We start from the raw sequence: 16,598 nt of genomic DNA, 5'->3' as shown, positions 1-16,598 counted from the left end.
GTTCGTACGACACCGACTCGGCGTAACAGCCGAGGAACTCCTCCAGGGCCTGCCGGTTGTCACGCTCGACGCCCGTGGAGACACTTTCGTGGTTCACAGACGACTCCTTGATCACGGATCACGGCTTCAGATCTTCAGGGCTCTGGGAAACGCGTCCGGGTTGTCCGCCGAGACGTAGACCGACGTGACCTCCATCGTCCCGTCCTTCCCGAGGTCGACGAGGACCCGCGGTTCGAGGTGGACGCAGACGCTGACGGAGCCGCCGACCGAGCAGGCCAGGGACCCCGGTTCGTCGGGCACGGGCCGCAGGCCGCGGCCGGGGATCGTGCGCATCGACCGGCTGGCCGAGCGAACGTTTTCGCGCGGTAGGGAGATCTCCCCCATGAATCCGGTGCTCAGGACGACCCGGGAGGCGGACACCCGGTGCGGATGCCGGGCCATGGCCGCGAGCACGCTGAAACCGAGCAGGATCAGTGCCCCTTCGAGCAGCGCGTGAGGGAACCGCGCGGGCACCGGCAGGATCGACGACACCAGGAAGGCGACCGGTATCTCACACAGCGTCAGGGCCATGACCATCTGCCGGACCTCCGCGGAGTGGCGGATCAGGGTCGGCCCCTCGGCCTCGGACGCGCCGTCGAGCGGCCGCCTGCCCACCCACCCGACGAGGGCCCGCGTCAGCGCGCGGACCTGTTGGGCGGCGGCCGGCTTCGGTGTCACCCGCACTCCAGTCGTCGTATCTGACACAGCGCGACTCCCGTTCACGGCGGCGGACAACGAAGCACGAGCTTCCCCTCAGGTGCACCCCCTTCACTCAGGTGCACCCCCTGGGGTCGACACCGGCGGAGACGGGGCAAAGGGAGCGTTACCCAGTCAAGATCACGTTTTGACTGACATCGAAGTTGACCGCACACCTGCCCCCACGTCAGTACCCGCCCAGGACCCAGGCGGTGGGTGCGGGGGGGGGCGACGAGACACGCAGAAGAGGGCGCGACGCTCATCCCCCGCGCCCTGGCCGCCCAAGCGGGCGGCGAGCCCGCGACCTCCCGCGCGGTGGGCATCATCCTCCCCGCCAAGGACACCTTGAGCGCCGACACCCAGCAACTCACCACGGTCTCCCGCTCACTTGCTCTCCCTCCCGCTTCGGACACCGTGACCCTGTGCGTCATCGCCGGGCCTGCACGTCACCGCCGGGGCTTGTGCGCGAACACCCACCGGTTGCCCGCCAACGCGTCGTTCGGCTCGGGCAGCGGGCCGCGTCCGTGCCGGCGGGTGAAGTCGAAGGGGGTACGGACCGTCGTGGACCAGCCCTTGCCCGCGAGGTCACCGGCGGAGTCGGGGCGCGGTCCGGTGTCGAACAGGTCGAGCAGGTCGATGCCGATCTGCCGCGTCGTCGCGGTGTAGAGCGGGCTGTCGCGGTAGGCGAGCAGGTCCTTCTCCAGCTTGACTTCATAGGCCAGGGCACTGCCTGCCGCGCTCAAGTGGTCGATCCTGTCGACGAGGTACGTCTCTGCGGCGGGCGGCAGGTAGAACAGCAGCCCCTCGGCCAGCCACGCGGTCGGCGCGGCCGTGTCGAAGCCGGCGTCGGCCAGCGCCGCGACCCAGTCGGCGCGGAGATCGACGGGGACGGGTACGCACTTCGCCCTCGGGGTGGCCGACAACCCGTCGAGTACCTCGTGCTTGAACTGGAGCACCCCTTCCCGGTCGATCTCGAAGATGACGCACTCGGAGGGCCAGTCGAGGCGGAAGGCCCGCGAGTCCAACCCCACGCCCATCAACACGACTTGGCGGATGCCTGACGTGTGCACCGACCGGAGCAGGAAGTCGTCGAGGACCCTCGTCCGCAGACCGAAGTACCGCGCGAACCGCCCCCACAGGGGGTTCGCGTCCCCGTCCGCGACCTGGTGCATACGGACCGGCCAGCCGGCGGAGGCCGGTGCGGTGAGCACGAAGTGCTCCGCGTAGACGTCCCGTGCCAGGGCGTCGGGGCGGTGGGTCTCGATCGCCCGCGCCGCGGCGACCAGCAGAGCGGTCGCGCCCACACCTCCTTCCACGCCGTCCGTAGGAGTGGGGTGAGCGGGGTGAGTGGGGTGATGCGTTGTGCCGGCCACGTTTCCTCCGTTGGCGGATGCGGTCCCCGTAGAGCGAGAAGTACGTACGAACGAGAGGGAGCGAGGCCTCGAAGTCCCCGCTCACCGGCTCCCGCGCTCCGGCACCACGACGGGTTTGACCACGCGGCCGGCCTCGCAGTCCCGTTCGGCCTCGTTGATGTCGGTGAGTGGATAGGTCCGGATCAGCTCGTCGAAGGGGAACCGTCCGGCCTGCCACAGCCCGATCAGCCGCGGCACCAGCACTCCCGGCACCGCGTCCCCCTCACAGATGTGCGAGATGCTCCTGCCCCGGTCCAGCGCCCCCGGTTCGAGCGACAGCGGGGCGTGCAGCCGTGCCACCAGGCCGAGGCGGCCGGTCGGACGCAGCGACAGGAGCGCGTCGTTGATCAACCGAGGGGAGGCCGTGGTGTCCAGGGCGTAGGCCGCGCCGCCACCGGTCAGTCGCCGGATGTGGGCGGGCAGGTCGGATGTCGCGGCGCTCACCGCGGTCGCACCGAAGCGTTCGGCGAGGGCCAGCCGTTCGGGGTGCCGGTCGACGGCCACGGTGACCGCACCGGAGGCGGTGGCCGCCATCACCGCGGCCAAGCCCACCGCTCCCGCACCGAAGACCACGAGCGTCTCGCCGGGCCCGGCACCGAAGGAGTTGAGGACCGCGCCGGCGCCGGTGAGGAACCCGCAGCCGAGCGGCCCGAGCAGTTCGAGGGGCAGCGCGGGGTCGACCCGTACGGCGTTGCGCGCCGGGGCCACCGCGTACTCCGCGAACGAGGACTGCCCGAACCACCGGGGAGCCAGCTTCTCCCCGGCCTCGTCGGTGAACCGCGCGGCGTTCTCCGCGCGCCCGCCGAAGAGGTTGAGCGAGGCGAAGGAGTCGCAGTAGGCGGGAGCTGCGGCCAAGCAACTTCGGCAGTGTCCGCAGGAGTCGAAGCTCAGGACGACGTGGTCGCCCGCGCTCAGGCCGGTGTGCGGGCCGCCCGTCGCCACCACGACTCCGGCCCCTTCGTGGCCGAGCACCACGGGCAACGGTGAGCGGCCCGCCGAACGCCGGACCGCGAGGTCGGTCCGGCACATCCCGCAGCCCGCCATCTCGACCAGGATCTCGCCGTCGGCCGGGCACGTGCCCGTATCCGTACCCGTATCCCTACCCGTGCCCGTGCCCGTACCCGTGTCCAGGTGTACCTCTTCGACGGTGAACGGGCCGTCGTACGAACGCAGTACCGCCGCGCCGAACCTCATCGTCACGCCTCCTGCGGGCATCGAAGGTCGCGGGTGGACGCCGGGGTTCATGGTGGGTGGTGGCCGTGGCGGCACGTACCAGCACTCACCCCGCAGCGGTCACGGCCGGCGTGTGGTGGTCCCGCGCATGCCGGTCCATCTCCGCCCGGAAGGCGGCGATCAACTGCGGCTTGATCCTTCCGGCGTTGCGGTCGCCGCCCTCGCAGACCGCCCCGCGCACACCCACGATGTCCGTGCCGATACGAGTGAGCGCACCGAGGTCACCCACCCGCACACTGCCCGCGAGGGCGGCGAGCAGACCGGCCCGGTGGGCCCGGAGCACGAACTCCCCGCAGACCTCCGGCGGAACATGGTCGAACAGCCTCGTCCCGTCCTTGACCGCGGTGTCGAGCATGGCGGCGTCGGAGCCGGAGCGCGCGGCGATGTCGGGCAGTGCGAGCGGGTTGACGGAGCCGATCCGGTGGGCGTCGGCGTACCCCGAGGCGACGACGAGGGCGTCGGGCCGGTGGTCCTTGACCGCCCGGACGACCCCTCGCATGACGTCGATGGCCTGCTCGGGTGTGGTGCAGCCGTACAAGCCGACCTTGATGTAGGTGGCTCCGGAGACCACCGCGCCGAGGGCCGCCTGGGCCACGGTGCCGGGTTTGTACGGGACGTCGCCGACGGTCGCGGAGACGGGTCTGTCGGCCGGGACCACGTCACGGATCTCTCTGATGACCCAGGGGTAGTTGGCACCGAGCGAGCCCTCGTCGGGCTTCTTGACGTCCACGATGTCGAGGTGTTCCGCCGCCTTCGCACATTCGAGGGCTTCCTCGACGCCGTCCGGGGAGATGAGCAGCAGCAATGTGGGCTCCTTCTTCGCAGATCAGCCTGACGGGGGCACCGGGGCACCACGGGTGCCCAGAGGGCAGAGGTGGACAGGGGGTGCGGAGTCGCTCGGGATCCGTGCGGTGCGCTCATCATCGAGTGCGTCCCGCGACCACGGGTAGGGCGCACGCGGACCGAACGAGGCGCCGGCGATCTCCCCAGTGCGCCGTGCACGCCGGTCCACGTACTGCCTGCGTCGGGTTGCGGCGGGTCATGCCCTAGTGGGGCGCCGGTTCATGCCGGAGCGACGCCCGTTTCACTCTTTCTGTTGACCGGTCAGATCGCCCCGGGACACGGCGTTCCGGGGCCCGCATAGTGACAACGCGACGGCCGTGCCACCCGCTCACCGCGAACACGGCTGTCCGTCAGCCGGCCTGAACGAAAGGTAGGAGCCCATGCGCAGCGAAGCGGTCAACCGCGTTCGACTCGTCTTCACCCTGTTTGACGCCGACGGCAACGGAGTTCTGGAATCCGACGACTTCGACCTGATGAGCGACCGGGTCGCCGCGGCCGCACCCGGCGCCGACGCGGAGAGCGAACGGGCCATGCGAGCGGCGTTCACGCGCTACTGGAAGACGCTGGTCGGCGAACTCGACACCAATCGTGACGGCCGGATCACCTACGACGAGTACCAGGCGTGCGTGCTGTCGCCCGAGCGTTTCAGCGGGGCGATCGACGAGTTCGCGGCCGGCTTCGCACGCTTCGGGGACCTGGACGGCACCGGTACGGTGACCCGGCCGGTCTTCACCGGCATGCTGAGGGGGGTCGGGTTCGAACTGCCGAACATCCAGGCCCTCTTCGAGGCCCTCGGGCCCGATGACGCCGACCGGATCAGGGTGGATGCCTGGGAAGCCGAGATCAAGAACTTCTACGCGCCGGACAAGGGCGGCATCTCCGCGGACCTGCTGGCACCGGCCCCGGCGGTCTGATTCCGGCCCCACGGTCCCGGCCCGCAATCCGCAGCCCGCAGTCCGCACTCCAAAGAAGAGGCAGCACGTGAGCAAGCGGCGTTTCGAGGAGATCGACTGGCGCCCCACCCCGATGGGGGACATCAGCCTGCGGCGGCGCCGGGACCCGGGCTCCGGTGCGGATGTGTACGAGGTGAAGCTCGGGGACGAGTTCCTGATGTCCAGCCTCTTCACCGCGGGCGAGATCGCACTCGCCCGCCTCGGCCTCGCGCCTCTTCCGGACACCGGCCTCGACGTCGTCGTGGGCGGCCTGGGCCTCGGATACACGGCGCAGGCAGCGCTGGCCGACCCACGGGTGCGCTCCCTGACGGTGATCGAGACGCTGGCAGAGGTGATCGCATGGCACGAGGGCGGATACGTGCCCCTCGGGGCCGAGTTGACGTCGGACTCCCGATGCCGCCTGGTCCAGGGGGACTTCTTCGCGCTGGCCGGTGCCGACGACGGACTGGACCCGCACGAACCGGGCCGCCGCTTCCACGCGGTCCTGCTCGACGTGGACCACTCCCCCCGCCACGTACTGCACCCCGCGCACGCGGCCCTCTACCGCCCCGAGGGCCTGCGGGCGCTCGCCCGATGGCTCCACCCGGACGGCGTCTTCGCCCTGTGGTCGAACGACCCGCCCGACGACGAGTTCCAGGCCGTACTGGCCAAGGTCTTCCCGAAGACGGAGAGCCACGTCGTCGACTTTCCCAACCCGTTGCAGGGCGGGAACGCCACCAACACGGTGTACACAGCCCAGCTGTAGAGGCACGCCCCCGGCGACGACCTGCATGGAAGACCCCGGTTGGGGCATCAGGGTCCCACCAACCGGGGAGGATGCCATGACCATGACCGAGCGACGGGCCGAGTCGAAGAAGAAGGAGAAGGAAGAGAGGGAGACCCCCGCCCATACACCTCGGGAGAGACCCGCCGAGGCGCCGGAGACCTCGCGGGAGAGGGTCAACCGTCGCTGGCACGAGATCCTGCAGGAGACGCGGGTCGCCCAGACCGGTGTGCAGATCCTCTTCGGCTTCCTGCTGAGCGTGGCGTTCACTCCCATGTTCCGGGAGCTGGGCACGTTCGACCGAGTCGTCTACGTCGTCACGGTGGTGCTCGGCGCGTCGGCCACGGGAGCGCTGATCGCACCCGTCTCCATCCACCGCTGCCTGTCCGGGCAGCGCATGAAGGACGACGTGGTGGAGACCGCGGGGCGCCTGATGACGTGCGGCATGGTCCTCCTCGCCCTGACGATCGGCTGCACGCTCCTGCTGATACTGCGCATAGTCGTCCCCGGCCCCCTGGCCGAGGCCCTGGCCGCCGGCGTGATGCTGTGGTTCGCCATCTGCTGGTACGCCCTCCCCCTCCACCTCCGCCACCGCGCTGCCCGGAACTCCCCGGGCGACGACGTCTGAGCGGCGCCAAGCCCGGGGGGGGGACCGCAGGTCAGGCGCCCTTAAAGACAGGACCCCGCAGGTGCGGGGAGCACCAGCGGCAGTCCCATCGAGAAGGCCCTTGCCGGGGACCATTCCCGCAGGTGCGGGGAGCACGCCGGCGGTGTACTTGGGGCCGTCGGAGTCCCGGGACCACCCCCGCAGGTGCGGGGAGCACTGCCCCTTCCACGGCAATGCCCAGTGGCGCCAGGGACCATCCCCGCAGGTGCGGGGAGCACAGGTGCCGGGTCAGGGACAGTGAGGCTTCGGTGGGACCATCCCCGCAGGTGCGGGGAGCACCACATGCAAGACGTCATCGCCGACATCAGCCTGGGACCATCCCCGCAGGTGCGGGGAGCACTCCGGGTCCCCGTCCACCATCGCCAACAGCGGGGGACCATCCCCGCAGGTGCGGGGAGCACGAGCTGCGCGAAGTCGCCGTCGAGGCCTACTCGGGACCATCCCCGCAGGTGCGGGGAGCACGCTGCTCGACCTGCTCTTTTGTCAGCCGGCAGAGCCGTCTCGACGCTGCTCTACCGAGTCCGACAAAAGTAGCAACAGGGACATGTGGCCAGGTCAGCCCTTACCGAATCGGCGGCGCTTCGCAACGTTGCTCCAGCCGGGCTTCGGTGTGGCGGAGGATGGCGCCTGGGTGTTCGGGCGGCGGATGAGGGTTAGGCCCTCGTGGTCGATCGGGTGCCAAGCGTGGTCATGGGTGCGGAAGGTGAAGCCCTGTTCGTTGTTTGTGGTGTGGGCAAGCAGCGCGCGGCCTTGGCCCGCGTATTGCTGCACCTCGTTCCACAGGACGTCGCGGACGCGGGCGGAGGGGTTCCCGATGAAGACGCCTGCGGCGATTTCGAGGAGCCAGCGGGTGAGGAATCCGCGGAGTCCGGGTGGGCAGGTGGTGAGGACGATGACGGTCACCAGATGACCGCCTCGTCCGTGTCCGTGGCCTCGTTTGCGGAGCTGTAGTTCACACCGGCCGCCACTTGGTGGCCGCGGTCGCTTTGGAGCGTGACGCGGTCCTGATCACCAAGCGGGTCGTCAGCCGCGCTCCGGGGGCCGGGCAGCAGCATGTGTTTGATGTCCCGGACGCACCGGTCCAGGAGTCCGGTCTCGTTGATGCGGTCGCGCAGGCCGCGGCGGGTTCGGGGGCCTACGTCCTCGGGGCTCTCGGCTGCGATGTCGAAGGCGAGGGGGATGCCGATCTCGGTTTTGTAGAGGTCTGCGATGTCCAGGACGAAGGAGAGTTCGTGTCCGGAGTGGACGAATCCGAGGGCCGGGCTGCACCCGAGCGAGGCGACGACGGCGTGGGCGATGCCGTACATGCACTGGGCGGCGGCGGTGATGCTCTGGTTGACGGGGTCGCCGCTGCCGAAGTCGCCTGGGGTGTATTTCCTGCCCTGCCAGCGCACTCCGGTGCGGGCTGCCTGGGTGCGGTAGCACTCTTTGACACGGTCGCCTTCACGTCCGAGGAGCTGTTGGCGGGTCAGGCCGTCCGGGTCCTCGTCGGGGAAGCGCAGCCGGTACATGGCGCGTGCGACGGTGAGGCGGCTGCGCAGGTTGGCCCACTGGGTGGCCTGTGCTTCGACGAGTGCGGCTGAGCGGCTGAGTGCTCTGCCGCCGGCGTAGTAGCGCACGCCGTGCTCTCCCACCCAGGCGACCGCCGCTCCGGTCTCGCCGAGGACACTCATCGCCTGGTGGGTGATGCGGGTGCCGGGCCCGAGCAGGAGGGTGGCGATGGTGGCGGAGGGGATGTGGGTGGTGCCGTCGGCGTCCTCGACGGTGATGGCGTTGGCGTCGCGGTGTACGGTGCAGCGCTCCAGGTAGATGAAGGAGACCCGCTCACCGGTGCGGGTGAGGTGGCGCGGGGTGAGGGCGGCACGCTTGCCGACGGTCGGCACCTCCTCACTCCTCGGGAGCCGGAGGCGTCGGGATGGGGGCGAGGGTCATGAGCCCGCAGCCGTACGCCTTGGCCTTGCCCAATCCCTGAGTGAGGGTGCGGCGCAAGGCGTCGGGGTCGGTGACTTCGAGACGTCCGTCGAAGGTGACCGTCACGACTTTCACCCGGTGGGCCTGTGACCGGTCGTCGCGAGGCTTGGCGAAGGACAGAGCGCGCTCGTCACGGACGGTCAGTTGGTACCGGTCACCGTGGTGAGGGTGGTTGTTCCGAGTGGTGCCGCCGGGCAGCAGGCGTTGGTGCTGTGGCTTCTCCAGGACGCGGAAGCCCGCCCGCTCCTGGCGTTTGGGGTCCAGGAGCCAGCCCTGCTGGTGGACGGGGGTGAGGTGCGCGGTGCGTTTGGTTGGTTCGCCGTCCTTGCGCCGGATCTGGTGGACCGGGTTGGCGGTGAGCCGGAACTCCCAGATGGCGCCCGCGGCGAGGCGGTCGAGGAAGGGGCCGTAGGGGCGGCTCTGCCAGCCGGGGGTGTCCGGGTCGAGGGCGGCGGCCGGCCAGCCGGCCTGCTCCACGAGGTGGGTCAGGTCGGGCCGATCAGGGCTCACGATGTAGAGGATTACCTCGGCCCTGGCGTTGTGGTCCAAACGCCACAGCACGCGTGGCCCCTCAGTACCGCCCGTGCTGGTGGTGGGCAGCAGGCCAGGGAAGGAGGACATGACCGCCGCGTGCAGAGACTGCGGTGAGGAGAGCAGGCGGCGGGCACCAGGGCGTGCGGTGTTCACACGAAAGCGGGTCAGATACATCAGAGAGTTTCCTCCTCCACGGCGTCGAACGGCTCATGGCGCGGCAACGGGCGGCTGGCCGGTCCGCGGGGAGCCACCACGGCACGGGGGTTGGGGACCTCCACGGTGGTGCTGACCACGGAGCGCAGTGCGTGACGCCGGTGCGCGGCAGCGAAGCTTAGGGGCTGATCGCGTATGACGTCCCCGTGCTGTTCGCCCGGAGCGGGCTCCCGTGACACGACCAGCGAGATCGTGAGCTCCTGGCCGCGCAGACGCTGGTACCAGTCGGCGGCCTGCCAGGGCTCGTTACGAAGGGCCTGCAGGAGAGAGCTGTCGCGGGTGCCGAGTTCCACTGGAAGGGCCGGCGGGCAGGAACGCCGGCCGAGGAACAGAGGGTGGAAGGGCGTGCGCAGGGCGGCGTAGAGGTCGTCCAGGAAGGCGCCCTCACCTTCAAGGACGGCGACGAATACGGCATCGGCGAGGTAGAAGCGCTCGGACAGCGGCATGGATTTGCCGGTGACCGCGTGCTGGGCGGTCTGAAAGTCCCGTACTCGGGTGCCGGGTTGGTCGGTACGGACGCCGAAGCGCAGCGCGGCCAAACGGGAAAGGCCCGCGTCGTCGCCGCGGTCCAGGCCCTGGGCGGCGGCGAGCACGCCGATGACGCCGCTCTTGGTGGGAGCGGACTCGGTGGTGCGGCGCACGAAGCGGGCCGATGCTCCCCAGGCTTGCAGGGGGGCGGCAAGCCGGAGGACCAGAACGCTCATGCGGGCTTGCCCAGGCGTTCCGCGACGGCCTGGCCGACCGCCTCGACCAGTTCGCTCAGCCGGTGAGCCTGCGTACCCAGGGCGGTGAGCTCTTCAGTGTTGGGTCCGACCCGAAGCACCCAGGAGAGGGTGGACTCCTCGTCCCCGTAGGTGCGTTCCACGTCCGGGACATACTGCGCGAGGCGGGTCACGGCTTCCCGCAGGTGCCCGCTCTCCCCGGAGACGGGTTCCTCGAACGCGGCGACATAGCTGATGGGCCGGGTGGCGCGCAGTTTGACGATCACGGCGTCGGGGAGGGTGTGGTTCCCAAATGTGTTGATTTTTCCGGTCGGCAGGGACTCGAGGAAACTCTGTACGAACGCCTCGACCGCGCGCCGTACGGGCGCGGTCCGCGGGTCGTCCTCGCGCAGTCCCTCCCCGAGGTTCTTGGCGAGCTGGTGGACGCTGAGCGCCGCATAGCGGTAGAGCGTGGAGGAGTTGAAGTCGACGGTGCCGATCATTCCGGCTCCCGATTCGGCGTCGGTGTTCTCGTCGTCCACAGCCGTGTAGTAGTCCGACTCGTTGTCCACGCGGTGCACGCTGATGGCGTGGGCGACCTGGACCGCGGCATCGACGTTGAAGTCGGCGGAGTCGGCGACCATGCGGCCGAACAGCGCGATGTCGACGGAGTGCCGGGTATCGGCGATCTCCCGCGCGCGTGCCTTGTTGTCCTTGAGGTGGGTCTTGATGTCGGCTGCGCCCTCGACGGCCAGCGCGGCGAGACCGTCGAGCTGGCGTGCGCTGAGGAACATCAGGTACTTCGACTCCGGCGCCGGCTCCTGGCCGCCGTCCTTGGCTGCGTCGGTCTTCCGCTTGGGCGCCTCGATCTTGGAACCGGTCGCCCCCTGAATCACCTCGGCGGCGAGCTGGAGAGCCTTCACGGCGTCGAGGGAGGTGTCGAGTTTGGTGATGCGAGCGGCGAGGACCTCGGCGACCTTCTTCGTCCGTACTCCCAGTTCGCTGGGGTCCAGGAGGTGTTGCTGGCTGAAGTAGGTACGGGTGGCGCGCTTCCACGCCTGGCTGGAGACGCGGGCGCGGGGCACGCCGCCGTAGACGGCTGACTTCGGCGCGCCGGTGTCGTCCCGGTTGAGGTTGCTTGGCGGCACCGTCTGCAGCGCGTGCACGTCGAGGAAGATGCGGTTCACGAGGTGTCCTTGTCCGTGGGATCAGTGATGTCGTCGATGCCGTCAGGAACAGTCCCGATATGTGCTGTGTTCTGGTGGGGAGCCCGGTAGGAGTGGAAGGACCGTCCCCAGGACCGGCGTACGGCCTCGCGGCCGGCGGGTTGCTGCCAGCCGTAGAGCTGTCCGGCCAGCAGGGTGTAGTCCAGGGGGATGTCCGCACCCCGCAGCAGCAGGACGAGCTCGCGCAGACGCTGGGCCAGCGTGGGCAGTCCAGGTGCGGTGCCGGCGCGCACGAAGCGTTTGCGGATGGGCTCGGCGATCTCGCCCGGTGGCATCAACTGGCGCACGGCGGCGCCCAGTCCCCGAGGCGCGGTGCGGGCGCCGGACCGGTGCATGGCCGTGCCGCGGGACTGCTGGTGCAGCGCCCACAACGTGAGCGCCACGTGTACCGCGTCCTCGGCGCAGGTCAGTTCATCCTCGCGCAGCGGCCGCCCGCCGTCGGCGGGCCGCTCGTGGAGGGCTGTGGTGTCGGCCAGCCCCCACAGGTCCGGCACCTGGGAGAACTCCTTGCCCGCGCCTCGGCGTAGCCGGGCCAGCGCGCCGACCGCGTGGGACTGGTCGCTCAGATAGCCCCGTTGCAACGGGACGATGAGGTCGCCGGTGAGTGTGCCGACGCGCTGCGCAACGGTGAGGGTGGTCATGCGGGCACCTCAAGTGGGGAGTTGGGCCCCTGCGCGGAGCCGTTGCCCGGCGGCCGGTCAAAGGGGTAGGGATCGCTGAGTGCTTTTCCGAGGCGGATGCGGAACCACTTGTCGGCGAGTGCCGAGTTGAGCCATTCGGAGCCCTTCTTCATGGCCACGACCCGCCCTTCCCATGCGGCTTCGCCTGCCTGGCTCATGAGCTGTTCGCCCAGGCGCCACAAGTGCCGGTGGGCGTCCTGCTGCCAGCGGATGCGGTGGGCGTCGGGGTCCTTGGCTGCGGCCAGGTCGCGCAGCCATAGACGGTAGGGACCGTCCAGGGTGGCGAAGCCGAGGGTGCGGGCGGCCGCGCGGGGTCCTTCGCTCTCACTCCCCGCCGCACGGGCGAGATCCGTGGCGAGGTCACCCAGTGCGGTGACCGCCCGCTCCGCCTCGCCGACCGCGTCGATGGCCTGGCGGGCATACACGCGGTCCTGCTGATGCAGCAGCACCACAGCCATGGCCAGCCGATCATCGACGATCTCGTCGATCACCGACTGCTGGGTTCCATAGACCGCCCCCACCACGCGCGCCCGGATCAAAAAGCCGCGCGGCAACTCGCCATCCGTGACCAGCCGGGCGATCCATTCCAGGATTCCCGGCCGCAGCACTCTGGCGGCCTCGCCGCCCTGTGCCGTCTCGGCCCGCCCCGCCACCAGGGCTTCGATACCCCGCCACGCCGACCGGGCCGGATCATGCTCCCGCGGCAGGTACACCAGCGGCTCGCCGCGCTTCTTCTCCTGGGCCGGGCTCCTGCGCCAGGCGGTCATCGGCTCGTGGGTGTGCAGGTTGTGCGCGGCGAGCGGGTCACCGTACCCCAGCACGACGCCGTAGGCGCCGTCCGCGTCGAAGCGCAGACGCAGCCGGCGGGTCTGCCACGTGTACAGGTCGCGCACGCCCGACGGACGTGTGCGGCCCGTCGGACCGGGGCCGTACGCCTCGCGCCGCCAGGCCGGAGCGTCGTCGCGAGAGATCCGCACACCGCTGGTATCGGCGGCGACCAGGTTCAGGAGCAGGGTCTGGCGCAGGCTTGGCCCCTCGGCGAAGACTCCCCCGAGCGTGCCCGCCCAGCCCACCCCCAGTGGGTACACCTTGCCGCCTTTGACCCGGTGATCGCCCTCGATGCCCGTCTTGATACCAGAGGTGTCGTAGGCGTGCGCGTGCACGACCCAGCGGGCCGCTTCGGCAAAGCCGAGACGGTCGACGGCCGGCATCCGGGAGCTGAAGAACGGCTCCCCGTTGGGGACATCAGCAACGATCCGGTTGAGGGAGAACACTTCGTCGCGCACGGTGCGTAACTGTGCGACCTGGAAGAACGGCGTGGCAGGGTGCAACAGGTCGAACCGCTCACGGTGTTCATCGAGATAGGCCGCCACCGGCGCGAAGCAGTCCTCGTCGGCCCACAGGCTCGCCCAGTGCTCAGTGTCGCGCGGGCCGTCCAGCGCATCGTGGGCCAGCGCCAGCAGCAGACGCAGCAACGCGAACTCCTGTGTGGGCAGGTCCCCCACCAGTCCACGGAGTTGGCCCGCGCGGGCGAAGACGTCGCGGAGCGACAGTTCCCCCTCGCCGCCGTGCTCGTCCAGCACCGGGATCCAAGGACGGCTGGTCAGGTCGAACGTCAACATGCCTTCCAACGCGGCTGGTTCATCGAACTCAGTCACTGCTCACCTCAAGGCCGTCGCTCTGGCTGTAGCGGAGTGAGAAGCCTGCCAAGCGGGTCCGACAATCGGCATCAAGCGCCAAGATCAGCTGGCCGGCCAGCCAATGGCTGCCCTTCCCCTGCCAGGCCGGGACGTAGAGTTCCTCCAGTTCGGCGATCGCGCGGTCCATGACCTCGGCGTGCGAGAACTGGATGGGCAGGCGCAGTCCGCAACTGGCCGCAGCCCGCGCCGCGGCGCCCGTCGGAGGCCGGTCGGTGGGCAGGTCCAGCCCTCCTTGGCCCTTCGCCAGCCAGGGCAGGGTGGCCAGCGACCCATCAGCACGCCGCTGCACGACCACCACCTCCAAACTCTCCTTGCTGTCGCGGACCTGAGCCCGTCCGGCCCGGGTGTCGTCCGCGTCGCCCACCCCCGCCGCGATCCACCCGATGAGCGGCCGACCAGGCCGCCCCACCTCATCCAGCCGGAAGACCTCCGCCCGCCCGGCCTGCTCCACCCGGTGCTTGGCGTGCCGCTCCCCCGCCGCCGCCATCGCATCGGCCCACACTGCGGGGCCGACAGGACCATCGGCGTAGGCACCCTGGACAAGAGGGCTGATGTCTTCGGGCAGCCGCACAGGACGGCGCGCTCCCTCCAGGTGAGGCAGCAGGACAGCCGCGGAGCGCAGCAGCACGTACGCCCCGTACACCGCGACCGATCCGCGCACCGGCACCGGCACCGGCCCGCTCCAGTCGACACCGGTGACCAGGCACCGGGCCCTGCGTAGCCGCTCAGGGCGCATCGCCTGCCCGTTGCCGCGCCGGTGACGGTGGAGGCGTCCCATCCTCTGCAGCATCAGGTCGACCGGGCACAAGTCGGTGACGAGCAGGTCGAAGTCGACATCGAGGGATTGCTCGGCAACCTGGCTGGCAACCACGATGTGCGGCCCGGCCGGGCGCCGCCCGCCCGCCTTGCCCGGCGGCCCGAACCGGGCGAGGAGATCGGCGTCCTTCACCGCCCGGTCCACATCGACGAAGCACGAGTGGGCGACGGTCACGGCCTGTTCACCGAAGCGCTCACGCAGCATTCGGGCGGTCTCCAGAACCCGGCGAACCGTGTTGCGCACGACCAGAACGCAGCCGCCGCCCTCAAGCTCGGCCGACAGCCGGTCGGCCAAGACCTCCGAATCATCGTCGAGTCGTTCCACATGGACATCACCGCCCCGGGAAGAGGCCGCGGTCCCTTCGACGACCGGGTCCTGACCGGGCGTCACGGTGGTCAGCAGCGGATAGGCGGTAGCCCGGGCCACCGCCTCGAAAGCACCCCCCGCCTCACCCCGCTCACCGCCGCCTCCTGCGTAGGCTTCTACGAGCTGACGGCGACGGGCCGAGGGGAGAGTCGCGGACAGCACCACGACCGGCACCCGGTAGGCCCCCAGCCACGACAGCACCCGGTCCAGATAGACACTCATATACGTGTCATAGGCGTGCGCCTCGTCGATCACCACGACTTTGCCCGCGACCGCGAGATGACGCAGCGCCAGATGCCGGCTCTTGAGCCCGGCGAACAGCAACTGATCCACCGTCCCGGCGACGAACGACGCCAGCATCGCCTTCTTCCGCCCCCGTAACCACGCATGGGCGACCAACTCGGCTGGAGCCAACCGCATCTCGTCCGAGGGCCGCCACCGCCCCACCTCACCATCCACGTCGACGGCAGCGATCTCCTGCCGGCCACTACGCAGCAAATCGGCGTACTCGTCATTGAGTGCGGCCTTGGAGTGCGCGAGCAGCACCGACCACCTGTCGCCCTCCTGCTTGGGCAACCGGCCAAGCCACTCCAGCAGCCGCGGGAACATCGCGTTCCCGGTCGCCATCGTGGGCAGCGCGAAGAACACCCCGCCCGCACCTGAACGGGCCGCGAAGATCTCAGCAACCGCGAGCGCGGCCTCCGTCTTCCCCTCCCCCATCGGCGCCTCAACGATCATCAGGCCAGGCGCGGGCATCTCGCGCGCCAGCCGCACCGCGGCCTCCTGTACCGGTCTGGCCTTCGCTCCCGACGGCAGATCGAAACGTGACGCGAAGACCTCCTGAGCGCCCCCGGACGGCTCCTTGGCCAGCCACGGCGCGGGCAGCCGCAGACCCCGCCAGGCCGCAGCGACCCGCTCCTCACCGGTACGCGTCTCCTGCGGGAAATACGGGAACAGGTCCGGGTTGCTGGCGATCCAGTCAGCGACAATCACCACGGCGGTGAGCAGCACCTGCACAGGCTGCGGCAGTTTCACCGCCCGCCAGGCACCAAGGCGCTCACGCACGCCGTACTCATCGGCACACGCTTCCAGCAGCTCCTCCTGCACCCGCCGCCACAACGCTTCGCTGGCGCCGGGAGTCCGCAGCAGATGCAAACGGTCATACAGGTCATTGAGCTGTCCATGCTCCGGCGGCACCCCGTGATGGCCACCCGCGACAACCGCGAACTGCCCGCCCTGCCGGGGCGGCCAGCCCTGCCGTTCCTCCAGCCATTCACCCAGCAATACCTGCCCCGCCAGCGCGTGCGGAGCCATCCCCCGATCGGCCCCGAACTGTTTGCGGGTCTTCATCTGCAGGCCCTGACGACGCATCTCGTCGGCAAGCTGATCGACCTGGCACGCAAAGGCCGGCGTGGCCTTCCCGATGTCGTGCACCGCCGCCAGCCACACCACCAGCGACCGGCCGTCCTCCGCCCCACCCGGCAACGCCTCGGCTATCAGCGCCCGAACGCCGGCGGGCAGCCACTCGTCCCAGACCAAAGCGGCCACCGCCGCACTGTCGTCCATGTGCCGCCACAGGGGCAGCCACCCCTCGCTATCCCGGTCATGCTTGGCCCACACAGAACGCACCGGCCCCGCGAGCCGACCCCCCAGACCCGCCCCTAACTCCCCCTCAACCGTCATGCCACAGGCATACACGCACACCCACGGCCGCGTCAGCGATACAGGAAACGCGCATCCCCATCGCGGAGAATCCAGACCCCCACTCACAGCACGCCGTATCA

At 70.0% G+C, this 16,598-nt stretch carries 15 protein-coding genes and 1 CRISPR repeat array; of the genes, 3 read left to right on the top strand and 12 right to left on the bottom strand.

Going from position 1 to position 16,598, the window contains the following annotated elements:
* Positions 1 to 126 precede the first annotated feature (126 nt).
* The 4 genes from ACZ6CV_RS20395 to ACZ6CV_RS20380 form a co-directional block, all read right to left on the bottom strand.
* Positions 127 to 717, bottom strand: a complete 591-nt coding sequence (locus tag ACZ6CV_RS20395; RefSeq protein WP_469252147.1) for a hypothetical protein — start codon at positions 715 to 717, stop codon at positions 127 to 129.
* 464 nt (positions 718 to 1,181) lie between these two features.
* Entirely contained in the window at positions 1,182 to 2,108 is a 927-nt protein-coding gene (locus ACZ6CV_RS20390; RefSeq protein ID WP_469252146.1) for a class I SAM-dependent methyltransferase, read from the bottom strand.
* A gap of 81 nt (positions 2,109 to 2,189) precedes the next feature.
* Complete coding sequence (locus tag ACZ6CV_RS20385; RefSeq protein WP_469252455.1) at positions 2,190 to 3,341, bottom strand: NAD(P)-dependent alcohol dehydrogenase; 1,152 nt, start codon at positions 3,339 to 3,341, stop codon at positions 2,190 to 2,192.
* An 85-nt stretch (positions 3,342 to 3,426) separates the two neighbouring features.
* On the bottom strand, positions 3,427 to 4,185 hold the full coding sequence (locus ACZ6CV_RS20380; RefSeq protein ID WP_469252145.1) for a (5-formylfuran-3-yl)methyl phosphate synthase: 759 nt from the start codon (positions 4,183 to 4,185) through the stop codon (positions 3,427 to 3,429).
* 418 nt (positions 4,186 to 4,603) lie between these two features.
* Here ACZ6CV_RS20380 and ACZ6CV_RS20375 point away from each other — a divergent pair, with 418 nt between their 5' ends.
* The 3 genes from ACZ6CV_RS20375 (at position 4,604) to ACZ6CV_RS20365 (ending at position 6,567) form a co-directional block, all read left to right on the top strand.
* Positions 4,604 to 5,137 carry an EF-hand domain-containing protein gene (locus ACZ6CV_RS20375; RefSeq protein ID WP_469252144.1) on the top strand — a complete coding sequence of 178 codons (534 nt, stop codon included), beginning with the start codon at positions 4,604 to 4,606 and terminating at the stop codon, positions 5,135 to 5,137.
* 112 nt (positions 5,138 to 5,249) lie between these two features.
* Positions 5,250 to 5,921 (top strand): polyamine aminopropyltransferase, encoded by a 672-nt coding sequence (locus ACZ6CV_RS20370; RefSeq protein ID WP_469252454.1) that lies wholly within the window; start codon positions 5,250 to 5,252, stop codon positions 5,919 to 5,921.
* 76 nt (positions 5,922 to 5,997) lie between these two features.
* Positions 5,998 to 6,567 carry a DUF6328 family protein gene (locus ACZ6CV_RS20365; protein WP_469252143.1) on the top strand — a complete coding sequence of 190 codons (570 nt, stop codon included), beginning with the start codon at positions 5,998 to 6,000 and terminating at the stop codon, positions 6,565 to 6,567.
* A gap of 106 nt (positions 6,568 to 6,673) precedes the next feature.
* Positions 6,674 to 7,068: direct repeats of the CRISPR family, unit length 29 nt; unit sequence GGGACCATCCCCGCAGGTGCGGGGAGCAC.
* Between the two features lie 93 nt (positions 7,069 to 7,161).
* On the opposite strand, the gene cas2e is transcribed toward ACZ6CV_RS20365, so the two are convergent.
* The 8 genes from cas2e to cas3 are packed head-to-tail and all read right to left on the bottom strand — an operon-like array spanning position 7,162 to position 16,380.
* Positions 7,162 to 7,509 (bottom strand): type I-E CRISPR-associated endoribonuclease Cas2e, encoded by a 348-nt coding sequence (gene cas2e, locus ACZ6CV_RS20360; RefSeq protein WP_469252142.1) that lies wholly within the window; start codon positions 7,507 to 7,509, stop codon positions 7,162 to 7,164.
* A complete protein-coding gene (cas1e, locus tag ACZ6CV_RS20355; protein WP_469252141.1) occupies positions 7,506 to 8,489 on the bottom strand; it encodes a type I-E CRISPR-associated endonuclease Cas1e in 984 nt (327 codons plus the stop codon). The genes cas2e and cas1e overlap by 4 nt, the downstream gene beginning before the upstream one ends.
* 4 nt (positions 8,490 to 8,493) lie before the next feature.
* Positions 8,494 to 9,285, bottom strand: a complete 792-nt coding sequence (cas6e, locus tag ACZ6CV_RS20350; protein WP_469252140.1) for a type I-E CRISPR-associated protein Cas6/Cse3/CasE — start codon at positions 9,283 to 9,285, stop codon at positions 8,494 to 8,496.
* Entirely contained in the window at positions 9,285 to 10,028 is a 744-nt protein-coding gene (gene cas5e / locus ACZ6CV_RS20345; RefSeq protein WP_469252139.1) for a type I-E CRISPR-associated protein Cas5/CasD, read from the bottom strand. Before cas5e ends, cas6e begins: the two co-directional genes overlap by 1 nt.
* Positions 10,025 to 11,212, bottom strand: coding sequence for a type I-E CRISPR-associated protein Cas7/Cse4/CasC (gene cas7e, locus ACZ6CV_RS20340; RefSeq protein ID WP_469252138.1), 1,188 nt, complete (start codon positions 11,210 to 11,212; stop codon positions 10,025 to 10,027). The genes cas5e and cas7e overlap by 4 nt, the downstream gene beginning before the upstream one ends.
* A complete protein-coding gene (gene casB, locus ACZ6CV_RS20335; protein WP_469252137.1) occupies positions 11,209 to 11,892 on the bottom strand; it encodes a type I-E CRISPR-associated protein Cse2/CasB in 684 nt (227 codons plus the stop codon). The genes cas7e and casB overlap by 4 nt, the downstream gene beginning before the upstream one ends.
* A complete protein-coding gene (casA, locus tag ACZ6CV_RS20330; RefSeq protein WP_469252453.1) occupies positions 11,889 to 13,553 on the bottom strand; it encodes a type I-E CRISPR-associated protein Cse1/CasA in 1,665 nt (554 codons plus the stop codon). Before casA ends, casB begins: the two co-directional genes overlap by 4 nt.
* Before the next feature lie 28 nt (positions 13,554 to 13,581).
* The gene (cas3, locus tag ACZ6CV_RS20325; protein ID WP_469252136.1) at positions 13,582 to 16,380 is read right to left on the bottom strand and encodes a CRISPR-associated helicase Cas3'; all 2,799 of its coding nucleotides are present in this window, start codon (positions 16,378 to 16,380) and stop codon (positions 13,582 to 13,584) included.
* Positions 16,381 to 16,598 lie beyond the last annotated feature (218 nt).

It is taken from the genome of Streptomyces sp. NPDC041713, from assembly GCF_055591085.1.
This window is presented reverse-complemented; position numbering and strand designations above follow the sequence as displayed.